The sequence below is a fragment of the Paenibacillus sp. FSL R5-0470 genome, assembly GCF_037975205.1.
GTDB lineage: Bacteria > Bacillota > Bacilli > Paenibacillales > Paenibacillaceae > Paenibacillus_AQ.
Map to the genome: position 1 here is coordinate 5259303 of NZ_CP150238.1, position 25046 is coordinate 5284348.

The 25046-nt window shown below is 47.4% G+C and carries 18 protein-coding genes; all 18 read right to left on the reverse strand.

Going from position 1 to position 25046, the window contains the following annotated elements; all coding sequences use genetic code 11:
• Nucleotides 1-392: 392 nt before the first annotated feature.
• The gene (locus MKY99_RS23320) at nucleotides 393-812 is read right to left on the reverse strand and encodes a cytidine deaminase (protein ID WP_149647613.1); all 420 of its coding nucleotides are present in this window, start codon (nucleotides 810-812) and stop codon (nucleotides 393-395) included.
• Between the two features lie 200 nt (nucleotides 813-1012).
• Entirely contained in the window at nucleotides 1013-1408 is a 396-nt protein-coding gene (locus MKY99_RS23325; protein WP_042190936.1) for a diacylglycerol kinase family protein, read from the reverse strand.
• Nucleotides 1408-1905 (reverse strand): rRNA maturation RNase YbeY, encoded by a 498-nt coding sequence (ybeY, locus tag MKY99_RS23330; RefSeq protein WP_076117315.1) that lies wholly within the window; start codon nucleotides 1903-1905, stop codon nucleotides 1408-1410. The genes MKY99_RS23325 and ybeY overlap by 1 nt, the downstream gene beginning before the upstream one ends.
• On the reverse strand, nucleotides 1902-4157 hold the full coding sequence (locus MKY99_RS23335; protein ID WP_076299663.1) for an HDIG domain-containing metalloprotein: 2256 nt from the start codon (nucleotides 4155-4157) through the stop codon (nucleotides 1902-1904). The genes ybeY and MKY99_RS23335 overlap by 4 nt, the downstream gene beginning before the upstream one ends.
• A 14-nt stretch (nucleotides 4158-4171) precedes the next feature.
• Complete coding sequence (locus MKY99_RS23340; RefSeq protein WP_042190944.1) at nucleotides 4172-5143, reverse strand: PhoH family protein; 972 nt, start codon at nucleotides 5141-5143, stop codon at nucleotides 4172-4174.
• 15 nt (nucleotides 5144-5158) lie between these two features.
• Nucleotides 5159-6340, reverse strand: a complete 1182-nt coding sequence (gene yqfD, locus MKY99_RS23345; protein WP_042190946.1) for a sporulation protein YqfD — start codon at nucleotides 6338-6340, stop codon at nucleotides 5159-5161.
• Complete coding sequence (gene yqfC / locus MKY99_RS23350; RefSeq protein ID WP_339266593.1) at nucleotides 6337-6630, reverse strand: sporulation protein YqfC; 294 nt, start codon at nucleotides 6628-6630, stop codon at nucleotides 6337-6339. The genes yqfD and yqfC overlap by 4 nt, the downstream gene beginning before the upstream one ends.
• Before the next feature lie 171 nt (nucleotides 6631-6801).
• A complete protein-coding gene (locus MKY99_RS23355) occupies nucleotides 6802-7353 on the reverse strand; it encodes a hypothetical protein (protein WP_076284785.1) in 552 nt (183 codons plus the stop codon).
• An 18-nt stretch (nucleotides 7354-7371) separates the two neighbouring features.
• A complete protein-coding gene (gene floA, locus MKY99_RS23360; RefSeq protein WP_042190951.1) occupies nucleotides 7372-8373 on the reverse strand; it encodes a flotillin-like protein FloA in 1002 nt (333 codons plus the stop codon).
• Nucleotides 8374-8436: 63 nt separating this feature from the next.
• Nucleotides 8437-9822 (reverse strand): NfeD family protein, encoded by a 1386-nt coding sequence (locus MKY99_RS23365; RefSeq protein ID WP_256721658.1) that lies wholly within the window; start codon nucleotides 9820-9822, stop codon nucleotides 8437-8439.
• Between the two features lie 118 nt (nucleotides 9823-9940).
• Complete coding sequence (locus MKY99_RS23370) at nucleotides 9941-10384, reverse strand: GatB/YqeY domain-containing protein (RefSeq protein ID WP_042190953.1); 444 nt, start codon at nucleotides 10382-10384, stop codon at nucleotides 9941-9943.
• Between the two features lie 15 nt (nucleotides 10385-10399).
• Nucleotides 10400-10573, reverse strand: coding sequence for a 30S ribosomal protein S21 (gene rpsU / locus MKY99_RS23375; RefSeq protein WP_036657994.1), 174 nt, complete (start codon nucleotides 10571-10573; stop codon nucleotides 10400-10402).
• A 139-nt stretch (nucleotides 10574-10712) separates the two neighbouring features.
• Nucleotides 10713-11072, reverse strand: a complete 360-nt coding sequence (locus MKY99_RS23380; RefSeq protein ID WP_042130338.1) for a histidine triad nucleotide-binding protein — start codon at nucleotides 11070-11072, stop codon at nucleotides 10713-10715.
• 366 nt (nucleotides 11073-11438) lie between these two features.
• Nucleotides 11439-14852, reverse strand: a complete 3414-nt coding sequence (locus tag MKY99_RS23385; protein ID WP_339266596.1) for an AAA family ATPase — start codon at nucleotides 14850-14852, stop codon at nucleotides 11439-11441.
• A 1-nt stretch (nucleotide 14853) separates the two neighbouring features.
• On the reverse strand, nucleotides 14854-16035 hold the full coding sequence (locus MKY99_RS23390) for an exonuclease SbcCD subunit D (protein WP_339266598.1): 1182 nt from the start codon (nucleotides 16033-16035) through the stop codon (nucleotides 14854-14856).
• A gap of 41 nt (nucleotides 16036-16076) precedes the next feature.
• Nucleotides 16077-20195 carry a helicase-exonuclease AddAB subunit AddA gene (addA, locus tag MKY99_RS23395; protein WP_339271765.1) on the reverse strand — a complete coding sequence of 1373 codons (4119 nt, stop codon included), beginning with the start codon at nucleotides 20193-20195 and terminating at the stop codon, nucleotides 16077-16079.
• Nucleotides 20196-20197: 2 nt separating this feature from the next.
• Nucleotides 20198-23710, reverse strand: a complete 3513-nt coding sequence (gene addB / locus MKY99_RS23400) for a helicase-exonuclease AddAB subunit AddB (protein ID WP_339266600.1) — start codon at nucleotides 23708-23710, stop codon at nucleotides 20198-20200.
• Nucleotides 23711-24214: 504 nt separating this feature from the next.
• Complete coding sequence (locus MKY99_RS23405; RefSeq protein WP_339266602.1) at nucleotides 24215-25009, reverse strand: MerR family transcriptional regulator; 795 nt, start codon at nucleotides 25007-25009, stop codon at nucleotides 24215-24217.
• Between the last annotated feature and the right edge of the window lie 37 nt (nucleotides 25010-25046).

Below are 25046 nucleotides of genomic sequence, written 5' to 3' on the forward strand. Positions count from 1 at the left end.
GATTGGCTTTAGGCTGTGTTACAAGTAACCTTACGTAATTAGAATCGCTGGCGGCGTTGCCGCGGCGCTTACCTCGTAATGTTACTCTAACAACACATAATTTGCACGATTTTAGCCTAACTTGATTGTTAGCGCACACTTTTAATTGTATTTTGTACAACTAATTTGAGTTTGAGTTATGCTTTTGGTGTTTTAGTTGTATTCTGTGCAATTAAATCCTGTCTTAAGAGCCAAATATGGACTATATCATAAATTTAATTGCACTATCTGCAACTAAATTCATTGTTGTGCGAAAGAGTAGCATTTAACTGTACATTGTGCAATTAAAGTAGCAACCTTCGTCTAACTATACCTGATTTTCCTTTAAATAGGCATTAAATCAAACTCTCATTTTACTCTGGAGCTTGTCCTTGCTTCAGATCTACGGGACCAAAAGCGCCGGGAAGTAATTCTCCCACCGTCGTTTCAACAATATCGCCCTTCATGTTTCCAAGGATAACCTTCATGTCGGGTGAACACAACTCAATTAGAACTTGGCGGCATACACCACAAGGAGATACGGGGCCATCGGAATCGGCAACAACGGCAATTGCCTTGAAAGAACCGATAGCATGACCGTCAGCGATGGCACGGAATAACGCGGTGCGCTCTGCACAATTGGTTGGGCCAAAAGCAGCATTTTCTACATTACATCCGTGATGAATATGACCATCCTGATCAAGAAGGGCGGCTCCAACTCCGAATCGGGAGTAAGGAATATATGCCTTAGCACGTGCTTTAATCGCTTCTTGCATAAGAAGAGCGGAATCCATATTTGGGTCCTCCTAAAGTTTTGTTAGCGCTACATCGTGGAATCACTTCGTACAAAACTTGCTTCGAAAGCATCCACTTAGTTTTGTTAGCAATACTTCATTGAATTTTCTTCGTACAAAACTTGCTTCCTAAACATCCAGTAACCAAAGAGGCGGAATCGCAAAACGCGGGTCCGCCTCTCCCCTGAATTGTAACCTGATTATGACATAAGTCCGGTAATCCAGTCCATCACCGGGTGGTAAAAAACATAGACCCCGACTAAGACAGCAAACACCGCCGTAAGAAGCACAGCTCCTGCGGCGGTATCTTTTGCTCTCTTAGCCAGTGGGTGAATCTCCGGCGAGATCAAGTCTACCGTCGCTTCAATTGCTGTATTGAGCAACTCGGCGGTTAAGACAAGCGTGATGGAGAAGAGCAGCAACATCCAACTGGCCAGCGGAAGTCTGAACACGGCAGCGGCAACAAGTACAACCACAGCCAAACAGCAATGCACCTTCATGTTAAGCTCGGATTTGAATGCCGACACGATACCTTGCGATGCAAACCGAAAAGAGTGCCAGAACTTCTTATGTCCTACCGCCGTGTTCTTCACCATTAGCGAGTCAACCCAACCTGAGCTAGTACTTTCTCTTGCTTAGACATCATTTCAGCCTCTGAAGCTTCATCCTGATGATCATATCCTAACAAATGCAGAAATCCGTGCACAAAGAGGAAACCAAGCTCACGCTCCAGCGAATGACCATATTCCTGCGCTTGCTCCTGAGCACGAGTTACGGAAATGATGATATCTCCCAGTACATCCGGAACATCTTCCAGCGCTTCGCCTTCTTCTACTTCGTATATAATGTCCAGCTCGTCCTCTCCGCTTTCATTCATCGCAAAAGAAAGTACGTCCGTCGGACGGTCAATTCCCCGGTATTCCAAGTTCAACTCATGAATACGAGTGTTATCGACAAAAGTAAGCGCAACCTCTCCCTGATCAATCCCTTCCGCTTCACCTGCTTTTTGCAAAATGCTCTCCAGCAGTGCTATGAGATCGTCCTTTATCTCGTATTCTTCTTGCTCGTTATCCCAAACGATCTCCAAACTCATGGGTTAGCTGCCCCTTCCTCTTTTTTCGGCTTACGCACATCTTCTGGGTATTCGATCCGTGAATGGAAAATCCCCATGACCGTTTCTTTCAGCGTCCGTGCAATAATGTCCAATTCTTTAATCGTTAAATCACATTCGTCAAACTGATGATCATCCAGTCGACTTTTAATAATTTTCTCAATCATCGTTTCCACCTGAAGGACGGTTGGTTTGCGCAAGGATCGCACCGCAGCTTCAACACTGTCGGCAATTCCTACAACAGCCGATTCCTTCGACTGGGCTTTCGGGCCAGGATAACGGAAATCTTCCTCGGTAAAATCAGGCTCTACACCTTTTTCTTCCGCCAGCTTCAGGGCTTTATGGTAAAAATAATGCAGGAACGTCGTCCCATGATGCTGCTCAGCAATATCACGAATCGGTTTGGGCAGCTTATATTCTCGTTGCATCTCCACCCCATCGCGGGCGTGAGCTACAATGATAGATTTACTAAGCTTCGGTTCAATAGAATCATGTGGGTTTTCCATATTATTCTGATTTTCAATAAAATAAAACGGACGTTTTGTTTTACCAATATCATGATAATACGATCCTACCCGGCACAATAGACCATCTGCTCCAATCGCTTCTGCGGCCGCTTCTGACAAGTTACCTACCATTACGCTATGGTGATAGGTTCCTGGTGTTTCCGTAAGAAGCTTGCGCAATAAGGGATGGTTCGGATTAGACAACTCTACCAGCTTCAGGGCAGATAGAATACCAAAGGTAGCTTCAAAGAAAGGCATCAGACCAATCACAAGCACTGCAGTCAAAAGCCCACTCGCAAAAGCAAAACCAACGGCATACAGCGTGCTTACATCTTTCCATTCACCACCAGCTAAGAGGGTCAGCATAAAGACGGTCACACAGCCAAAAAGGGATACCATAATCCCGCCTTTTAATAATGTGGAACGCTGGCCTGCACGATGAGTGGCAAAAATAGCTACATAACAAACAACAATTGAAAAGAAGCCAAAGGTAAAATCAAACACCGAATTCTGCTGAACATTCAAAATGATACTGGCGAGTATACTGATCAGAATAGAACAGAAATACGCTAATGTCATATCCAGAAGCATGGTAATCAGCATAGCACCAATGGCTACTGGAGCCAGATACCCGAGATAGGAATGGACATCCGTCTGCAAAATTGCGGTCAACCGCATGGAGATGATCGTAATAACAAACACAAGCACCAGCATTAATAACTGGGAATTATTATACTTGAAGCCCGCAGTTCCGCCAGAGTAACGGATAAACACCATCAGACCCGCAGATAGCATGGTAGCAAGTAATAGCAATCCAACCTGAGGCCAATAGTTGACCTCATTGCTTAGCAGGCCATTCTCATCCAATAGGGCGTACAGCTCAGGGGTGATTTTTTGCCCTTTAGCGACAAGAACCTCCCCTTGCTCAATAAACACATCAGGTGTGTTCTCACGAGCCTGTACTTTCGCTTCCTTCGTTGCATCTTCGTCATAGAACTTATTGCTTGTAATAACGAGCCGGACTAACTCTTGCACAACCTCACGTGCCGTACGCTGACTCAGAGAGCTGATACTGACCTGCTCCGCCACTTTGGCGCGCGCAGTCTGGGCATCTGTGATCTGATCGTTCATCAGCCTAGTCACAATATCACGAGCAACAGGCTTCATTTCGATAATGTCCTGAGAGGTCAGTCGCGGAATCTTAATGTAAGTTTCATCTGGAATGACATAGGTCTGCTCTTTTATGACAGATTGCATTTCCTCCAAAAGATGATCGGAATAAGTGCCTCCACCCCGATTTGAGGCTATGAAATTCAAAATAAAATCATTGGCTCTCTGCGGGATCTCATCACGATAAATCTCAGTCTTATCGCTTTGCGAAATCAAATCATCCTGATTCAGGCGATCAATCCGGTCCAGCAGCGATGTCACAAGATTATCGGCCCTCATCGGGATGATTTTATACTTTGGAGATACACCTTCGGCCGCTTCTTCCGCCGCCTTTAGTGTTGCCTTCTTGTCCAAAATTTGCTTAGGCGCTGTTATCTCCTTCGCGCTGAGCGTATTCTCTTTAATATCGTACCGCTTAGGTAGTAGATCGGGCGACAGACTGAAGTAGAACACAAGTCCGAGTAACAGGAAAAGAGCATAGCGTGTCGCCGCGCTATACTTCCATCCGTTGTTCGTATATACAAATCCGCTTAATTTAGATGGTTGCTTTGAAGCCATGAAGACAATCCCCTTTATTGGAGGTTTTCGGCAGAGCGGTCATAGGCAACGATAATTTTCTGCACCAGGGAATGCCGTACTACATCCTGCTCCGCAAAATAAACAAAACCGAGTTCTTCTATGCCGGATAAAATCGCTTTAGCCTCAATCAAACCGGATTTCTTGCCGCGAGGCAGGTCAATCTGGGTAACGTCACCCGTAATCACCATTTTAGAGCCGAAGCCGAGTCGAGTTAAAAACATTTTCATTTGCTCAGGCGTTGTATTCTGGGCTTCATCCAAAATAATAAATGAATCATCCAGCGTACGACCACGCATATAAGCGAGCGGAGCAATTTCAATCAATCCCCGTTCAAGTGCCTTAGCCACCTGATCGGGCCCCATAACGTCGTATAAGGCATCATATAACGGACGGAGGTATGGATCTACCTTTTCTTGCAAATCCCCTGGGAGGAACCCTAGACTCTCTCCTGCTTCTACTGCTGGGCGCGTAAGAATGATACGCTTAACAGAACCTTCTTTTAGTGCCGTAACTGCAAGCACTACCGCCAAGTAGGTCTTACCCGTTCCTGCAGGACCGATTCCGAATACAATATCACGCTTCTTGATCGTTGTCACATAATGCTTCTGGCCAATCGTTTTGACACGGATAGGCTTTCCACGAAAAGTTGTTGTAATTTCTCCCTTGAACAAATCGAGCAATTGATCGACTCGAAAGTCTTTCGCCAGCTCCACAGCGTACTGCACATCACGTTCAGTAAGTATGTAACCGCTCCGAATGAGGGACAGCAACACATTAAACAATTGTCCCAGCATGTCTACTTCCCGCTCCGCACCACGTATCGTTAACTCTGCTTCACGGGAATCAATAATAGCAGGAATTTCACTCTCGATGATTTTTAGGAATCCATCTTGCGGGCCGAACAGCGATTGCGCTTCTCCCGCATTTTGCAAAGTAATACGAATGCTTGCAGTCTGTTCTGACAAGTAGCCTCATTCTCCTCAATTGTTTACTATTGGCAGTTCTTCGGAAATTTTTTCTTCTACTTCAAAGATCACTTTCATATAAACTTTACCATTCTCTTTCTTCTCATGCAAAACTTTTTGACTTTTGATGACGCTATCAACGCCATAACGCGCCAAAATATCATTCTTCGCTCGCTCTATTCCCTTTTCAAATCCAGCCTCTGGAGTTAATGTCTCACTTGTTTCACTAATCTCCATTTCTTTCTCAGTCATTAGGCCCAGCGGCAGCTTAATGGACCGCCAGGACAGCGGATCGTGCTCAGTAAGTGTTCGTGATTTCTCAAAAGGAGAATCGCCATAACCCCATAGCTGGATAGCCCATTTACCAAGCACCAGATAGGTTCGATCTTTACGCTCCCCTGTATATGAGCTATTTGTTGTTGTAAGAGGCACCTCTATATTGTATTCATGCCACACTAGACCCTTAACCTCACCTTTAGCCACCACGTACTGTACATTCTCTTCGTCGCCTAAAGCACCCGAGATCAGGATATCCCCTTTTTTAACCCGTGAGTTACGCGCCACAACCGGTCTGCCCTGCTCCGCATATATTTCAGTTACCACCGCATCTGTTCTGCTAATCAAATGCCGCTGACTAAGCAGAGGTTTGATATCCGGCTGTTTAGATTCTACCACCTGAATTTTAATGCTCGTCCCCGTCCGCTGCACCCCTATCCATGAAACGCCGGGTAATTGGGCCAGGAGCCCCTTAGAGAGCTTGTCCGGCTCATCCAGACGCCATATCCATTGAAAAGGATACACCCCCTCCTGGCGAGCAGCTGCCAATATATCCTCGGAGGCAATTTTTTCATTCCCCTCGACTCTAATGCTCCATACCATCGTAGATAACATAAAGAGCATAATCCCGAATATCAATATTCCCATGCCAAAAAATTTACGTTTCCAAAGCCGCGCCATCAAAAAAGGCAGTCCGCTTCTTCCTGTAACGTGCATCCGACAGCCTGTCTTCTTTAAAATCGGACGGAGGACATAAAAATCATTCAGAAGCAGCTTAAGGGAAGCGCCGCCCTCAGCGGGCCTCACATCCCAAATCACTATACCTGCTTCAGAAATGACATTAATGAATCTCTCCACCTGAGGCCCCGTCACATGCAGTGTAACGAATCCCCGCAGTGATGAAAGAGGTGGTTCCTTCATGATTTCCCCTCGCTTTCTTTATATCTGATCTCTCCGATAATGCCTTCTACCGCCAGCTCCTGACCAAGAATATTGCGAATGACAAGATCCTCGCCTATGATTTCAAGCGATCCTTTAGCTAACGCGAGCTTAAGCTGGCCTGAGGAAAAATGCAGCACGCCGCGATGATTCTCGATATACAGTTCCTTATTGCCGATCAGGGTGATCCGGGGCATTTCCTGTAGTAAGTCCTGTGGTAAATCCAACACCCCGTTTGTCCATCCCCGCAGCCTGCGGCCAATACGGGTCATAAGTAGACGCTCCCCCTTCCTGCCTTCTGTACACCTTATGCGGCAACGCTTTTGTTTATGAGAAGAACTCATAAAGGAGCACCTTTCAAGTATAAAAAACATAAAAAAAGCCTCAGCTTTCCTATCGTTAAGATAAGAAAGCTAAGGCTTAATTGTTTACTTGAGCGAAAATTACGATCTTCGGGAGGAATGCGGCTGGCGAGCACGCGGAGGTCCTAGAATCTCCGCCCAAACCACACCATTACGCAGCTCATCCCTATTCCCTGTTCTATTTGACTGAACATCTGTATCAGGGGATGAACTCTTCGTCTTCTTCGACCTGGGATCTGCTCCCGCTATTCCATCAAAAGCAGATTGAAGACGCCGCACCTCTTCCTGCATTCTTTGTGTGCGTAACTCAACTCCGTCATCAGCATGCTCCAAAGACATACCTTCTCCAGTAGAATAATCTGGTGTCGGGATGTACGCAGGCTCTGGAAAGGCAGGTGATGCGTCATACTCACGGGAGGATGTAGTAACAGGAGCAGGAAACCCGCTACCAGACTGTTCTGGCTGATCTCTGTTCCCGTCTACATCCTTATTACGGTGGAGAGGATTCCCGTCTCCTCCGCCAAAGGTAGGCATCCCTCCGCGTGTAGTACCTTTGGGTTTGTTCTTCGTAGCTTTGTTCACATTGGATACAATCGCGAAGATAATAACCGCAACAATATAGATCCAGCTCATGGAGATTCACATCCCCTTTTATTTATTATTGTTAGGACGGTTATTATCGTCCTGATCATTCATTTTGCCGAGGGAACCGCGCATTTGGGTATCTGCCTCGATATTTTTGATGTTCATGTAGTCCATCACACCGATTTGACCATTTCTGAGTGCCTCAGCCATCGCCATAGGCACCTGAGATTCAGCTTCCACAACCAGCGCCTTCATCTCAACTACACGCGCTTTCATCTCTTGCTCATGAGCGACAGCCATTGCTCTGCGTTCTTCTGCCTTAGCTTGTGCAATACGTTTATCCGCTTCTGCTTGTTCGGTTTGAAGATACGCACCGATGTTCTTGCCTACATCGATATCCGCAATATCAATAGAGAGGATCTCAAAAGCAGTACCTGAATCCAGACCTTTCGACAATACCGTCCGAGAAATCAAATCCGGGTTTTCCAAGACATCTTTATGTGAATCACTTGAACCTACTGTCGTTACAATCCCTTCACCAACACGGGCAATGATTGTTTCTTCACCCGCACCACCCACGAGACGGTCGATATTGGCACGTACAGTTACACGTGCTTTTACCTTAACTTCAATCCCGTTTTTAGCGACAGCCGCAACAACTGGTGTTTCAATTACACGAGGGTTAACGCTCATTTGCACAGCCTGAAGCACATCGCGTCCTGCAAGATCAATAGCCGCTGCGCGTGTAAATTCCAAAGGAATATCTGCACGTTGTGCTGCAATAAGCGCATTAACCACCCGGTCTACGTTACCACCTGCGAGATAGTGGCTCTCCAGTTGATTAATATTCAGTCCAAGACCTGCCTTAGTCGCTTTAATCATTGGATTAACGATTCGACTTGGTGTTACACGACGCAGTCTCATCGCTACTAGGGTAATAATACTAATCCTAACCCCTGACGCCAGTGCAGAAATCCAGAGCATGACCGGGAAGAAGCTTAAAAAGACACTCAACAAAATGACTACGACTACCGCAATCAACAAAAAAGTAATTAAAGATGCTTCCATAACTTTACAACCTCCAGTAAATTATTGTGGAGCTACTATTCGCCATACCCTTTATCTTTTACCTTATTCCTTAATTTCCTTCACCACAATCCGTCCGCCCTCAACTTTTACAACAGAGACCGGTGCATTAACGCTAATAAAGCTGCCTTCAGTAACGACATCTACTCGCTCGCCGCCAATCATAGCCGTTCCGGATGGACGAAGTGGAGTAATACTGTTTCCTATAGCTCCAACTAAGCTTAACTTTTCTTCAACAGGTACAAATCCCTGATCTTTAGAGAGCGTATCCTTTAAAATAAACCTATTCCAAATTCCACGTTCTTTAAATGCGACAGCCACAATCACAATGACTACTGTTGCAGCCGCGAATGCGATACCGAGACTAAACAATGCATGTGTGAAGCTGTATGCTGCGCGTACGACACCTGCCACAAGACTCACGGAACCAAGTATCCCCAATATCCCAAAGCTCGGCACGAATAGCTCCAGCACAAGCATGACAAGTCCGATTATGAACAAAAGCCAAGTCTCTGATCCGGCAAACCCTGCTACAGAATTTCCGAAAAAATATAAAACAAAGGCTAATGTCCCAATAATCCCAGGTGCACCGAAGCCCGGAACGATCAACTCAATCACAATGCCTGTGATCCCGATGAATAGCAAAATCGTCATAATAATCGGATTCGTCAGAAATTGCGACATTTTCTCGGCACCCGTATGCTCCACACGAAAAATGTCATCTGTAGTATAACCTAACCAAGTAATCGCCTCTTCTGGAGTGGTTGTAATTTGATCAGCATAACCAGCTTTTAAAGCTTCGTCACTAGACAAGGCAATAATTTCGCCCTGCGCTTTAGATACGCCAAGATCTGGCTTATCCACAACCAAATTACTATCGACCATTCCCGCAGCAATATCAGGATCACGCTCATTTAGAGCAGCGGCTCCAATCATTTTTGATTTCCAGTAGGAGACCATCTTCGCGTCATCTACTTTCTGGCCGCTACTATCTACTAGAGATGCAGAACCGATCATGCTGCCCGGCTTCATGATGATTGCACCTGCGTTAAGTGCTATGTAACTGCCTGCGGAAGCGGCATCACCTTTAATAAAAGCAGCCGTAGGTATGTCACTATCTCTTACCATCGTCCCAATCTGTTCTGCTGAACTCACCAGTCCACCCGGTGTATCCACCTCCAGTACAATTAGAACCGCTCCATAATTAGCAGCTTCTGCGAACCCTCTTTCCAAAAAGCTTTGCAGACCTCTTTCAATTTTCTGATCAACCGGAATAATAAACACAGGGCCTTTCTTCATCTCACCATTCGCAGCATTCGGTGCTTTTGGTACTGTTACATCAGCGCTGACATTCGGGATAAACGGCGTTAAGAGCAGTAGCAGTAAAACAACTGGAATGCTGGCTAACATAATTTTCCGTAATCTTTTCAATGTTTTTACCTCCCTTCTTCAACTTGACCCGGGACACATAAACTATATTACGTTGTAAGCGTAATTACGTTTCAAAACAAAGAAAAGCACCCCTTTTACAAGGGGTGCTGGCGCTATATTATTGCAGAAATTGCTGAACCGCTTGGTTCACGAGTTTACCATCGGCGCGACCTTTGACCTTAGGCATCAGTGCGCTCATGACCTTACCCATTTCGCTTTTCGAAGAAGCACCGGTTTCCTGGATGGTCTGCTGTACAATTGCTTTAATTTCTTCTTCGGAAAGTTGCTCGGGAAGATACTTAATAATAATCTCGATTTCTGCCTTCGTACTCGCGGCAAGCTCGTCGCGACCCGCTGATTCAAATTCTTGGAGGGCATCTTTGCGCTGTTTGATTTCACGACTAAGGATATCAAGCACTTCGTTGTCGTCCAATGTTCTCTTCAAATCTATTTCAAGATACTTTATTGTAGAACGAACCATTCGAATCGTGGAGAGCGTGAACTTGTCCTTACTCTTCATCGCTTGCTTCATATCTTCGTTCAATCTCTCGCTAAGATTCATGCGTGGGTAATCCTCCTAAAACTTTCTCTTACGAGCAGCCTCAGACTTCAGCTTTTTCTTAACGCTTGGCTTTTCGTAATGTTTGCGTTTCTTCACCTCAGCCAAGACACCATCTTTTGCGATGGAACGTTTAAAGCGACGAAGTGCAGCATCAATTGTCTCGTTTTTGCGAACTTTCGTTTCAGACACAGTTTCCCCTCCCTCCGACCATACCGTCCAAGAGCATAACACGGTTTATCAAATTCCATTATAGGTCAAACGGAAATAGGGTGTCAACCTTCGTGTTATTCTTTTTTTCTGGCAAGTTCTTCAACATTTAATGATTGTACTATGCGTGAGAAGCTGAGTTTCCTGTGAGAGCTCCCAGCTTGGCCCCACCAAGCAAGTGATAATGAAGATGAGGCACAGCTTGTCCACTATCTGGACCACAATTATTGATCAAACGATAACCAGATTCGGCAATCCCAAGGTCGATAGCGATCTGTTGCGCTACACTGTGAATTTCTGCAATTAGCGGAAGATCCTCAGGTGTGACATCATTCATGGAAGCAATGAACTTCTTTGGAATGATCAACACATGTACCGGTGCAGCCGGCTCGATGTCGTAGAATGCAAGAATACGTTCGTTCTCAAATACTTTTTTGGAAGGAATAGTACCCTCAATAATTTTGCTAAACACGGTCTCCATAGAGTGCTTGCCTCCTAAAAATTGGTGAAATTCCACTTCATCATAAGATAATCATACAGGATAATCACCAATTACGAAAGACGCTAGAAGATTCAACATCCACACTCTAAAACTGTATCTATTACAGAATGAAATCCGTTTACAAATGAAGTTGAGCTATATATATACCCGTAGGGCCTAAAAAGGCAAAAAAAAGAGAAACACCCTTCACAGCTTATAAAGCTGATTCGGCGGCGGACGTATGAAAAGGAGTACATTCCCGGTCATACGTCCGCCGAGGTGTTTCTAAAGTAATGTCGGCTTAGCTGTATTATAACAGCGCGTTGATGCTGTATCTGTGATATCGATCACACAGTTTAAAATGCTTCACATTTTTTCCAAAAGGATACGAGATCCCCCTCCACCTTGTTCAGCAGGAACTACCACCAGCTTGCGCGGTAACCTTGCACGAAGCTCTGGAACGTGGCTGATAATACCGACAGACAGCTGGTCATTATGCAACCTTTCAAGTGAAGTAATCACTGTATCCAGCAGTTCTGGGTCGAGAGTACCAAACCCTTCATCTAAGAAGAAAAATTGTAACGGATATTGCCCACGCAGCTGGATCTGAGTTGAAAGCGCAAGTGCCAGCGAAAGGGATGTTAAGAAGGTCTCTCCACCAGATAGGGTTGAGACAGGTCTTCTCACCCCGCCGTTCCCGTCATCACGGATCACAAAGCCGCCACCCGAATCAACCTCTAATGCATAACGCTGCTTACTCAGGAATCGAAGCCGCTGGGAAGCGGACTGACACACCTGCATCAATTGTTCCTCAGCAATGTACTCAACAAAGGCGTTCCCACGTAAGACCGTCTGTAGTTTGGAGAGTTGATCTTGCATAGAAGCGTGCTCAATCCGTTTAGCTTCGAGCTCCATCCAGCGAATATGTCGATGCCGCAGGTCCTCCAGATCACGCTCTGCACGTGCTCTTGACTGAAGAGATACTTCATCCTCAGCCTTGCTTTCTCTTAAGATCCCCTGACTTTCTTGCCATTCTTCTTCACTTAAGCTGGCTCCGTTAAGCTTCTCTTCAATATTACGCAGTTGCAACGAGACCTCAGCTTCTTCGGCACGATGAGCACGTACGCGGGAATAAGCCATTTCCCTTGCTTCGGATGTGAGCGCTGCTCCTTCAACCTCGGTGGCTGAACTAAACGGTGAAGAAGCCAAGCTTTGTTCCCAATGACTGGTAGCTGCTACGTAATGTTCACGCGCAGATTCCGCAGCCTGGCGAGTAATCGCTGCTTCCTTAACCTCATGCTGAGCCTTCTCCGCCGCTGCGAGATGTGACTGCTTGCTTGTCTCCAGAGCAGTTAACAATTCCTGCATACGTCCTTCACATTCCGCTAGAAGAGGAGCAGCAGCACGACCATTCGTCCACTCCAGTAGACGCTGTTCTTTTTCACGCTGCAATTCTTCCTTGCCTTCGATCTGTGTGATCCACTGAGCCAGCTCTTTATCCAGCCCCGTTATGGTCTCTTGAAGGTTCTGCACTGAAGCACTTTTCTCCTCCAGAAACTTGACACTGATATCAAGTCGAGATCTAATTTCTTCAGCTTGTGCATCCTTAGCTAACAGATCACGGTAAGCTTGTTCCACTTCTCCAGGTGCCAGATCCGGTAACTGCTGTGTCCAATTCTGCCGTAGAGCCGTTAGCTGGGCGCTGAGTTCCTCAGCTTTGGCAGCAATTCCTTCTACCCAGCTCCGTTCACCTGCGACAGCTGCCGCTTCTTTGAGGCACAGCTGCTGGACCTCCTGCATCGATTGCTGCCACTGTACCGCAGTTCGGCGTACTTCACCTGACTGTCCTTTTAATCCCAAATGTGCAGCTTCAAGTTCTGCCAAGGCTTTTTCATCTGGAATGATTAAATCGGTGGAAGTAACTGCACTACTTACTTCTGAACCTGCAGCTGCAGGGTGATTTGCCGCTTCGATGACTTCATTTCCAAATACCTGCTCCAGCCATACTTGATCCTGTTCACGAAGACCACGGAACAGATGACGAGCTTCCAAAGCCCGTCTAGACAATGTTCGGACTTGCTGAAGCTTCATTTCCAGTTCTTGTTGCTCTAAGCTATCCTGCAATAATGCAGGTGAAGGATGATGCTCGCTGCCGCATACAGGGCAGGGTTGTCCTTCTTCCAGCTCCTTAGCTAGTGCTAACGATAATCTGTGAAGCTCTTGATCCTTCATAGCCGCTTCCAAAGTGCTGACATGTTGCTCCAGGCGCTCCGCTGCGGCGCGCGCAGCTTCTTCTGTCGCCAGCAGCTTCTCTTGATGCAGCGCCGCCTCGCGGATCAGTTGCCCGCGAGCAGCTTCCTGCAGCTCACGACGGCCCTCGGCCTCCGCGAGTCGCGCCTGCGCAGCCGCGAGTGCAGCGGCACGCTCGCGGCGCTCCTTCTCCGCCTTATCCCACTGGGATTCGGCGGAGTGCAGCCCTTGCAGTCTCTGCATCGCTTCTTGCAGAGACTGCCGCTCCTGGGAGCGGACACCGAGCGGCTGCAAGCTCTGCTGCAGCTCTTGCTGGCGCTTTTGGCCCTTGGCCAAAAGCTCACGCTCCCGGGCCATGCCCTCCCGCAGCTCCGCCAGCTTGCGGGAGGCCTCTTCGCGGCGCTCGCGCAGAGCCGCGAGTTCGCGCCGCAGGCCGCCGAGCTCGGACTCGAGCTCGAGCGCGCGGCGGTAGATGCCGGCCCCCTCCCGGAGGGCCGGCTCTTCCGCCGCAAGCGCGGCCTGCGCAGCAGCCGCGACGGCAGCGGCACGCGCCACCTCCTGCTCGGCAGCGGCGGCCAGCACCTCTTGGCCCTCCGCGCGGGCCAATCGGCTCTTAAAGGCTTCTTCCGCGCTTCGCCATGCTTTCAGCGCGGGAAGCCTTGCCTCGGCCTCGTCAGCTTGGCCGAGCTTCTGTTCAAGGAGGAGAATCTCCTCCTCCTTGGCGAGCAGCCCCTGCCGCTGCAACTCGCGGCGGGTCCGTTCCTCTTGGAGCTCGCGTATACGCGCGAAACGCTCCGAGACCTGCAGCGCCGCCTCCAGCTTGCGGCGGCATTCCGCAGCATAAAGGGTGGACTGCTCGAGGCGCTCCGCCGCTGCCTCTACATCCCCTTTGCCTGCGCTGCCAAGACCCTGCTGCTCCGCTTCCAGCGCGCGGAGCGCAGCCTCATTCTCCTTCACCCGGCGACTAAGCTTAATCGCAAGCTGATCGCCATACTGTTCCAGATGAAACAGGCGTTGCAGCATTTGCCGACGATCTACGCCACGAAGTGATAAGAATTCGGCAAATTTCCCCTGCGGCAATACAACCGCTCGCGTGAAGTCATCCATTTTTAGACCGATATGCTCCTCCACACAGCGTGTAACATCTGCGAGCTTATCCGCCATAACATTATCACCGTCAGGTGTGATTTCAATGAAACGGCTAATCGTGTTGCTGACAGTTTGTTCACCAGTCCGCTTGAACTTCCTTTCAACACGATAACGATGTGCCCCCACGGAAGAAGTGAGCTCAAAGGTAAACGCCACGCTGAGTGAATCTTCAGAGTGGTTCATAATCCCCTGTGTTCCATTAACGGCACGTTCCACTTTCCCGTACATCGCCAAAGTAATAGCATCCAGCAAGCTAGACTTGCCGCTGCCCGTAGGTCCAAAAATCCCAAACAGACCCGTCTCACACAGACTTTCAAAATCTATTTCTTGCATTTCTCTATAACTCTGTAATCCTGCTACTTTTAATAGAATAGGCTTCACCTTAGTTCTCCTCTCCTTCCTCCGGCTGACGCCGTTCTTCTTCGGTTAGCTGTAAGAACAGCTCTATCAAGCTATCCTCCGGTTCTGCTCCACCTGTCTGACGCTGATAGAATTTACGGAACAATTCTTGCACCGGCATTCGTGAACGGGCAGTTTGTTCGAGCTCCATCTCCATTTGCGGGTAGATTGGACGAATATGAATGATCCCCTCGCGTGATTTGCGCAGGCGCTGAATATCATTCATCGACATGGCTTCACTAAGCCGAATCTCCAAATCTATAAAAGCAGAAGCATCTCTACCTTCATCCAGCCAGTTATATACCTCCTGCAATCCACCAGTGGAGCTCCATCTTACAAGCGGACGCCCACAGCGAAGATAAATCTCTTCAAAGGTTGGCTCGCCACCCGGCGCAACATCAATAAGCGTCACCGATTTAGCCTGTCCTGCTTCAGAAAAACTGTATGCCAGCGGAGATCCGCTGTAACGGATCATTCCTTCCCCTTTGACACGTTGTGCGCGATGAAGATGACCTAGTGCAGTATATTGCGCTCCACAAGCCAAAGCAGAAGGATCAACGGTATACGCTCCGCCCACTTGAATTGGACGTTCCGAATCACTTTCCACACCACCAAGCACATAAATATGGCTCATCGCCAAATTTACAGTCTGCGGCGTGAATTCCCGTCCCAACAGCTGCATGAGCTTGCCAACCCGTGCACTATAAGCCAGTCGAAGCTCCTCTTCTCCGCTATCTCCTGCAAGCAGTTCACCGAGACGCGCCTCGGAGGGATAAGGAAGAGCTGCGATTTTGGCGATCTCACCCGTGCGTGCAGCATGAACAGTCACTGGCTCTGAGGTAGGAAGCCCCACTAATGTAATCCCCTGCCTTAGTACAAGCGGTGAAACTGAAGATACGCGCTCCGGTTGATCATGATTTCCGGCGATCACAACAAGGGGCCTGCCCCCTGAAGTCAGCCTTGCGGCAGCCTCATAGAATAGTTGTTCTGAAGCCGCTGGTGGATTAACGGAATCGTACACATCTCCCGCCATCATTATCAAATCCACTTTATGAAAATCGGCGATCTCCACCAATTCATCTATGAACTGCTCTTGCTCCTTCTGCCGGCTTCTTCCTTCCAGCGTTCGGCCGAGGTGCCAATCTCCCGTGTGCAATATCCGCATCTTCGTCCTCTTTCCCCGCTCCTATGCGGTAATGAATAGATTTATAATTTCACAGCATGTCCGCCGTCAAAAAAGTACAGCCAAATCTCGCTGATCGGTTCTCCCAAAATATCATGTAATGCCTTGCTGTATAACTCTAGCTGAAAACGATATTTTTCCTTAAGCGCTTCTAACCCACCCTGATGTTCTAAAACAGAGTCCGTCTTATAGTCTAACAAAATAATCCGGTCCTCCTCGCGGAACAGGCAGTCAATCACCCCTTGGATCAGCACTCCTTCACTAAAGCCTTCATTATTATTTCCATGGCTTAGCTCTGAGACGGCTTTATTCATATAATCGAGCCCTATATAAGCCTCGCCTGCGGGAAGCATATAACTGAATGGCATTTCTCTAAGCTTCCAAGAAGAATCTATTAATCTACGACCAAGTTCATTCGCATAAAAAGTCTCTATCTGATCAGGGGCTACCGCCTCCACCTGCTCAGCAGTAAGAATAGCTAATCTCTGCAAACGGGCTAATGTTTCTTCCACAACTTTAGGATCAACAGAACCCTCCAGCGGAATATGCTGCATAACCGTATGGAAGGCTGTCCCGCGCTCCGCTGGGGTTAGACTGCGCTTTTCCATAAATTTCGGACGCCGCAAGTGCAGACTGTCTGCTCCTGCCACATCTGTGCGTTTATTGTTTTCTGTTGAGGTGACAGGATAGCCACCTTCCTCTAGAAGATCATAAGAAGGCTGGTCCTGCATCGACAACAAAGATTTTAACTCTGTAACAGAGGTTTTGGCCGGAATACCAGAGGCAGCCGCAAACGGATAAGGCCATTCTAGTCTTCTAGCAATTTCATCGCTATTCACTGATCCATAGACGCTTACAGATTCACCTTTTTGCAGCGCCTTGAGTACAGATTGACGTTCTTCTGCTTTGTCCTCTGAGTCATCCGAAGGAAGGAACGCCCCGGAATTCAGTTCGGAAGCATTCTGCACACTGATGCTCCAGTTCGAGACATCGCTGTGCAGCACTGTCGAGACGGTACCTTCAGAGCCGCCTAGCTTCCGAAGAATAGCCGCCGCCGGATGCCGGATCAATGCCGGTCCAACCCAGTCCAGATAGCTGCGACCCCGGGCTAGTAAATGATCAGCAAGCAGTAGCTCATCCCGATTCTGCACACTGCTCCAGCTAGCAATTTTCCGTGGTAAATCTCTTACGGTACCGACTAGAATCATCTTATCTCTCGGACGAGTTAAAGCTACATATAATACCCGCATTTCCTCAGCCAATAATTCAAGTCGTGTACGACGATTAATAGCCAAATAAGGAAGCGTTGGGTAGCTGACCCGTGTTTCCCGCTCCACAAAACGTGGCCCGAAGCCAAGCTCTTTGTGCATCAGGAAAGGAGAATGCAAATCCTGTCGATTAAACTGCTTCGCCATGCCCGCTATAAAAACAACAGGGAATTCCAAGCCTTTGGATTTATGGATGGTCATAATTCTGACCCCATTGCCCTCTTCACCGCCACTACCAGCTACACCAAGATCTCCGCCATTCTCACGAAGCCGTGAAATGAACACCAGAAAACGGAACAACCCACGCGCCGCAGTATCATTCTCAAATTGAACAGCCCGATCATACAAAGCTTTAAGATTGTTCTGTCGCTGTGAGCCACCAGGCAAGCCTCCAACCCATTCCAGATAGCCACTCTCACCATAAATACGCCAGATCAGCTCACTGAGACTGCCTTGTCTAGCCGCATCTCTCCAGCTTTCAAGCCGTTCTAGAAAATTCTTAAGCTTTTGCTTCAGCTTTAGGCTGATTTGCGGTAAAGCTCCACTTCCAGATTCCACCTCATTAATGACTTCATCATTATTATCTGAGGTAACTTTCTCTTCCGCTGCACTTGCTGTTTCTATCACATGAGCCGAGAAAAGATCGTATTCTTCCTCAGCTTCGTTTGCATCTTGCATGTTTGCTGCCATTTGTACAGCACGATAGAAAGAACCATGGCTGTACATCCGAACTTTAGCCAGTTCCTCTTCAGTTAAACCAACAACAGGTGAACGAAGCACACCAGCGAGTGGAATATCCTGCTGAGGATTATCGACTATTTTTAAGAGTGAGAGTGCAATTTCTACTTCTGTAGCTTCAAAATAGCCTTTATTCAGATCCCCGTAAGCAGGGATTCCCTCCATCCGAAGCTCTTCAATAATTAAAGGGGTCCATATTCTCGCCGAACGAAGCAAAATCACGATATCACCATAAATCACTGGGCGCATAATCTTAAGCCCTTTATCATAAATCAGTAGCGGAGCTCCGCCATTCAGGCCAGTCATCTGTAAAATGCGGCGAGCAATCGCCCGTGCTTCCAGTTGCGCAGTCTCACTCTCAATAGCTTCGCTTTCCTGAAGTGGAGTCTCACTGTCCTCAGTCTCTTCTACTTTACCTGCTGCCGCTCCGCGATCGATCAATAATAGCTCTGGTGCAAAAAAAGTATCTGGCCCCTTCTCTGCTGCACCCGGGAAATTCGCTCCATACACAAGCTCAGCACGTTCGTCATAATTAATCTCCGCCACTGTCTCGTTCATAATCTGCCGAAAAATCATATTTACGGCATTTACAACCTCCATACGACTACGGAAATTACGGGCTAGATCGATAACCGAACCGCCGGACGATTCATTAGGCTTCTCAGATAACTCGCTTAACTCGGATTCGCCAACTGTATTGCTGCCACCTCCGGCATTCTTAGAGCCAAAGCTACGGTATTTATCCAGGAACAGCCCCGGCTCTGCCAGACGGAACCGATAAATACTTTGCTTCATATCTCCGACCATAAATCGGTTACCAGGTGTTTCGCGGGAGATAAGCCGCACAATCTCTTCTTGCACACTATTCGTATCCTGATATTCATCTAACAGAACCTCATCGAATTGAGCACGGTACTCCATCGCTGCATCAGAAGGCAGGGAATGGCCTGGTAGAGAATCAGGATGGCGCAAAATTTGCAGACAATAATGCTCCAAATCACTAAAGTCAACGAGACCCCGTCCTGCTTTTTCGATTCGATAACGTTCACCGAACGCTATCACCGTCTCAGCAAGCTCTGCCATAAGAGGAGCCGCCTCGTTCAGTTCTCTCAAAAAAACATCTGCAGGACGGCCAAACAATGCCTTCTGAAGATCTAAAATACTCTTCTTCACACTATCGCGCAGTTCTTTAACCATTTCCTGCAGTCCAGGATCTGTCGAATCCTTCTTACAAGCTTTCAATTTTCCAAAGTATACTTCCATGAAAATATCATATAATTCTGCCCATGGCCGTTCATTCACAGCCTCCTGCAATGCATTTACCATCTCAAGGTCAGTCGTCAAATTCTCGGCATAAGGCGCCGGACCACCCGGCTGTAGCGCGATCTCCCGGCCTTGGATAAGCTGACTGGCTGCACCCGCAAGGGTCAGCTTCGCTTCTTCAAGAATACTTAGCACCCAAGGAGTTCCACCTAAGCTATCTGTGTCTGGTAATGAGAAATCAGCTGCGGTATCACGAAGCCACTGCTCTGGCCAAGGATGGCTGCGGGCATAATCATGCAGTCGCTGTATGAGCGCATGTACCGCATCATCGCTTCGTTCACCACTGAACCAGTCAGCAAGCTGTACAAATACACTATCCGCGCCATCTTCACCTACTTCACCGTATTTTTCCTCCAGCAGCTCTTGAAGCAGCTCCTGCCGCATCATCTCTGCTTCATGTTCGTTCAGGATACGGAAACCAGGATCTATAGGAATAATCTGATAGTAACGCCGGATCACTTCCAGACAGAAGGAGTGTAGTGTTGTAATCGAGGCTTTCCCGAGCAACGACAGCTGACGGCGTAAATGGTCATTCTCTCCATTCTCCTCAAGCTCCCGATCTAGTGCTTCCCTAATCCGCTGGCGCATCTCGGCAGCAGCAGCTTTGGTAAACGTAGCTACTAGCAATCTATCTACGCTAAAGACATTCTCTTCCTTGCTGATTTTGCGAATAATCCGTTCTACAAGTACCGCTGTCTTACCGGAACCTGCCGCCGCGGCAACGAGAATATCATCACCGCTCTCAGCGATGGCGCGCCACTGGTCATCACTCCATATGCTTCCTTCCGGTTTCGCTTCTATTTCAGACTTCATACTCACGGTGTAGTTCCTCCTTTGCGGGACAGCAGATCCCAAATAACGTCCTTCCCTGGCTTACCCAGATTGTTGTAGCCATTGCCTTCCACGGCTTCATCGAACTGGCAGACGGGTCTAAAGGAACAGAATGTGCAGGCTGTCTCTTGCCCAATCCGGTATGGCTCAATCGCCACATCACCTTCCGTAATGCGTGTCCCGATATCCGAGATCGTTCCCCGAACGGATGATAATAAGTATCCCCATTGCTCTGGTGTAGCTACAGAAGCACTACTATAAAAACTGCCATCAGCTTTTACTGCTACAGGCACGATAGAAGAATACCCTTTGTCTAAAGTCGTATCCATCAGGGATACTACCTCGCGGTCTGCTGTAAGCAGTCCTTTCATCTTGAAGCGTTTCAGCAATTCTTGTTCTGCCTGTTCCTTGTTCATCCCGTTAGATGAGGTTAACAGTGGGTCATGTACGTGGAAATACAGTGTCCCTGCTGGAAGCGCCGGTTGCCCGAGCCATTGCTCCGAGTACGTAAGCAGCACATCCAGATAGGTCAGCATCTGTAGCGATAATCCATAGTACACCTCGTGCAGCTTGAGGTCTTTTTGACTCGATTTATAGTCAATCACCCGCAGAAGAATTCCATTCTCTCCTCGGGCCATGTCTACACGGTCAATCCGTCCAACAACCTCCATCACACAGCCATTCGGCAGCGTAATTCTTAAAGGAGGCAACTCCTTATCCGGTCCAAAATCCAGCTCCAGCCCTACCGGCTCAAAGCTGCCTCGGCGGGCATGCTCGCCCAGAATTACAGAAGCACGTCCAACAATATTTTTCAGCTTGCGTGAGATGTATCCGTAACGTTTAGAGCTCATCAGAATTTCACCCTGCAGCATCGGCGATAAACGTTCTACCGTCTCACTTGCCTCACGCCGACATTCCTCTGGAGACAAGCTTCCCCAGCCGCGGCCTTCTTCTTTCAGTCTTACCGCCATGTCACTTAACGCAGCATGGAACAGTTGTCCAATATCAGGTGCTTGCAGCTTATATAGCTGGCGTTCCTTCAGTCTAAGTCCGTAAGATGCAAAATGGGAGAAGGAACAAGCAACAAACTTCTCCATCCGGGACACACTGCCTCGCAGTGTCGATCCACCGTACAATCTAAGGCTTGTTCCACGTTTTAGCTTCGTTCCCACGTTACGGTAGAACAATGAACTGAGCAGACGTTTCAATTCGAGACTACGAATATCATCAGCAGCGAACCAGTTATACACATCCCACCATAATTCAGGTATCTCCGTCCCCTGGCGCCACTGGCGTAGCTGCATAATCAATGCACGAAGACTCTGTTCTGGATGACCAATGTAACCGAGGTGAATGGAATCTCTGACTTCTTCTAGTAGTCCTGCAGGTGGAAGTGCTGCCAAGCTGTGCTCATGAACACTTGGGAACATTCTATGCAAATGACGGATTACCTCAGAGGGAAGAAGCGCCTTGCCCTCATCATCAGCAGTGGCGTAGCTAATCCAGAGCTTTCGACTTCCTGTCGTTAGCGCATTATAGATCAAAAACCGCTCGTCCAGCAGCTTACGAGAAGCACCAGGAGCAAGCTCCATACCGGCGTTCTCAAGCACAGAGCGTTCGCCTTCCGAGAGAATTCCATCCTCCTTAAACTGCGCAGGCACAACACCTTCATTAAATCCAAGCAAAAAAGCGTATTTAACTCCCGTTGGTCGAGTCCGATCCATGTTACCAACCAGTACTTGATCGAGCGCGGGAGGAACAAGTCCCATCTTAAGCTCAGCAAGTCCTGTCTCTAGGACTCCGGTGAACACATCAAATTCAAGTCTCTCGTTGCCCATCATCTCGACGATCTGATCTAGCAGATCAAGCACTGCACCCCAAAGCTGACTATGTTCTCTAGCCTTCTCGGGTTGCCCCTTCTCCATAGCACCGACACTAAGTTTCTCCAGCTTTCGGGCAACATCCGTTTCATCAAGCAGCCTGTACACTGCGGTACATAGTTCAAGGCCGCTTCTACTCTTCTGTATCCGTTTCTCAAAAGCAAATAGAGGTCCCGTTATACTAGCACGGCATCGCTCCATTGTAGCAAGCAGTTCTTCATCCATCTGTCTGCCGCCTTCCAGCGACAAGCTAGGAATCCCTTTCCATGAACGGCCATCCGTCCAGCGATACCCTTGAATCCCACAAGCCAGCACATAATTCTCTAAGGCGTCCATATCCTCACGCGTAATACTACCGTCCAGCGGTAGCAAAAGCTCTGTCTTTACACAGCGGAATACATCCTCGAAGCGCCAGCGTCGACGCACCACATCCAATGCGGAGCGTACAAACTCTACCAATGGATGGTGCAGCTCATTTACCTTCTGGTCCAGAAAAAAAGGTACTCCGTAATCTTGGAACAACGGTTTAATCAGTTGCTCGTAATCTCCAATATTACGCATCAATACGGCCATTTCACCATATTTTGCACCTTCATCTCGCGCCAGTCTGATCATTTCACGCAGTGCTCCCTCAACCTCTGCTCTGTGAGAAACTGCTGCGCCTATAGATATCGCTTCATTTGCCAGTTCATCTGCACCCATCCAGACCTTTCGGCGGTCATATCCCCTTTCGAGATGAGCAAGAACAGGACTTTCTTCAAAACGCGGAAGAACCGCTGGCTCCAGAAGCTCGTCCCACACATCAATGCCCAGCTCTTCAGCTATTCCACGCAGTTTAATGTAAGTAACCGCAGTTGGGTGAAACAATTCAAGCTCATTCAACTGATCTCCATAGGGATACGAACGATCAAGTGTAAGGGACACGGTCAGCTTCGATGCTTGCTGCATCAATTCTCGAAGCACTACGAATTCCTGCGGGGTAAAGCCGTGGAACCCATCTACCCAAATCTCCGCCCCGCGAATGTAAGAGGAATCAGGAATATGCTCAGCTAGTTCCGCTAAACGATCCTCTTCGTCGATATAGAGGCGTGACATTTCCTTCTCTAAATCGCTGAATACCAGCTGTAAATCATCCAGCTTGCCTTCAAGAATAGGACTTCTTGCAATAGCGCCTCGCATTGCGGATAACTGCTCCTCTAAATCAGAGGAAGCCAAGCAGCAACGCTTCATCTCCGTATGCAGTTGATTCAACCGTTCCACAAAACCCGGTCTGTCGGCAGAGGCACCGAACAATTTCAGTTCCTCTTTACGGCGACTTATGATTTTGTAAATCAACATCTTTTTACCTTCTTCACTGATCGGCAGACTAGCGCTGCCTCCAGTTTCCTGTTTCACTCGATAGGCAAGCCGAGAAAAGCTCAGTGTCTGCGCCCGAATGCTTCCCTTCACATTCCCTACGGTCAAAAGCCCCCGTTCTGCTCCAAAGGAACCTTGTTCCGGTACAAGAATAATGATCGGCGCGCCAAGAGGCTCCTTCTCTAATGAAGAAGAAATAGACTCCCATATTTTTGTTGTCTTGCCACTACCAGAGCGGCCTAGTAAAAAGGTTACCGTCATAAATGATAGACTCCTTCCGTAGCGGAGAAAATGTATATGAAACAAGGTGAAATACTCACCGTTTGATAATGTTCAAATGAAAAAGTTCAGTCGTTCCTCGTCCCCTCAGTATAACATAGCTGCACAAATCAGAACATGCGTTTGCTAGTATTTTCTAATGATTTACAATAAAAAAGCTACGAAGTAAACAGCAACTAACGTATTTTGGTGACTTGCTGTTTAGTATTTCTAGTTTGTTAATACCTGGTGCGCAACGTTCGATGCTTTCTGTTTGGAGCGTTGAGTTAGGGTTCGAGATTCGGGTTCACTTATAGCGTTAATCTGCCAGTTAGCTTAATAGATAACATTGAACTATAGTTAAATATTTATCTAATCGATGAAGTATAACGTTCTTGTCCTAAGTCAGGGGCAAGAAACATGATTCCTTAATCAAAAAAAAGCCGCTAAAATAGCGACTTTCAATCAACATTTTTCTTTTCCTAAACCTTTTCCTTTGTATTTAATCTAACATGAGTGTTTCTTAATGAACAGTTGTATCTGATAATCCCACTGCAATATTCCAGTCACAATAATGTTATGAAGAACAAAATCTGGACACACATCGTATTCCGTCTTTGCCCTTTCAAGTAAATTTTGTAATACAGCATTCTTATTCTCTTCGGTACAAATTGCACACAGATAGTCCCCTTCTGGTAGCACAGTCAGCCCCTCTAAAGATGGATATTTCAAGCAAACAGCAAATAATCGTGTTATTCCTTCAGTCGTGAACATTCCTGCCATATCTTCAAACAGAAATTGTGAATGCAGAGACGTTTCAATTTGTTGATAGAAATGTCTGTGATAGTCCCATAAATTCTTAAGTGTGGGGCTTTCCATTTTATTCGAAAGCATAATTACCCTTTCCTCTATGTGTCTGACAAAGTAATTTTCACTTTGACTATAGCCGTCGTGGAACTTATTTTCATAATGTAGATAGGCACGTTTAATTTTCGATTTTGCATACTGCAGTCGAGCAATTTTATCGTCTGCTCTTTTTTCTGCTTGTTTTAGAAATGCAATTACTTTAGAGAGATCATTCTGCTGCAAAATATCTTTAATATCCATTAAAGTAAGATCCATTGCTTTGAGCAGTTCAATGGTTTGCAGCTTTACGAGCTCCTGCTCGGAATAATATCGATATCCCGACATTTCATCTTTATGGCATGGCTTGACTAATCCAATACGATCATAGTGCCGCAAGGTCTCAGTGGTCATCTCTACGATCTCTGCTGCTTGCTTAATTGTAAAATAGTTGTTCATATCTACCCTCTTGACCTTTTTGTAACACAAAAGTTTA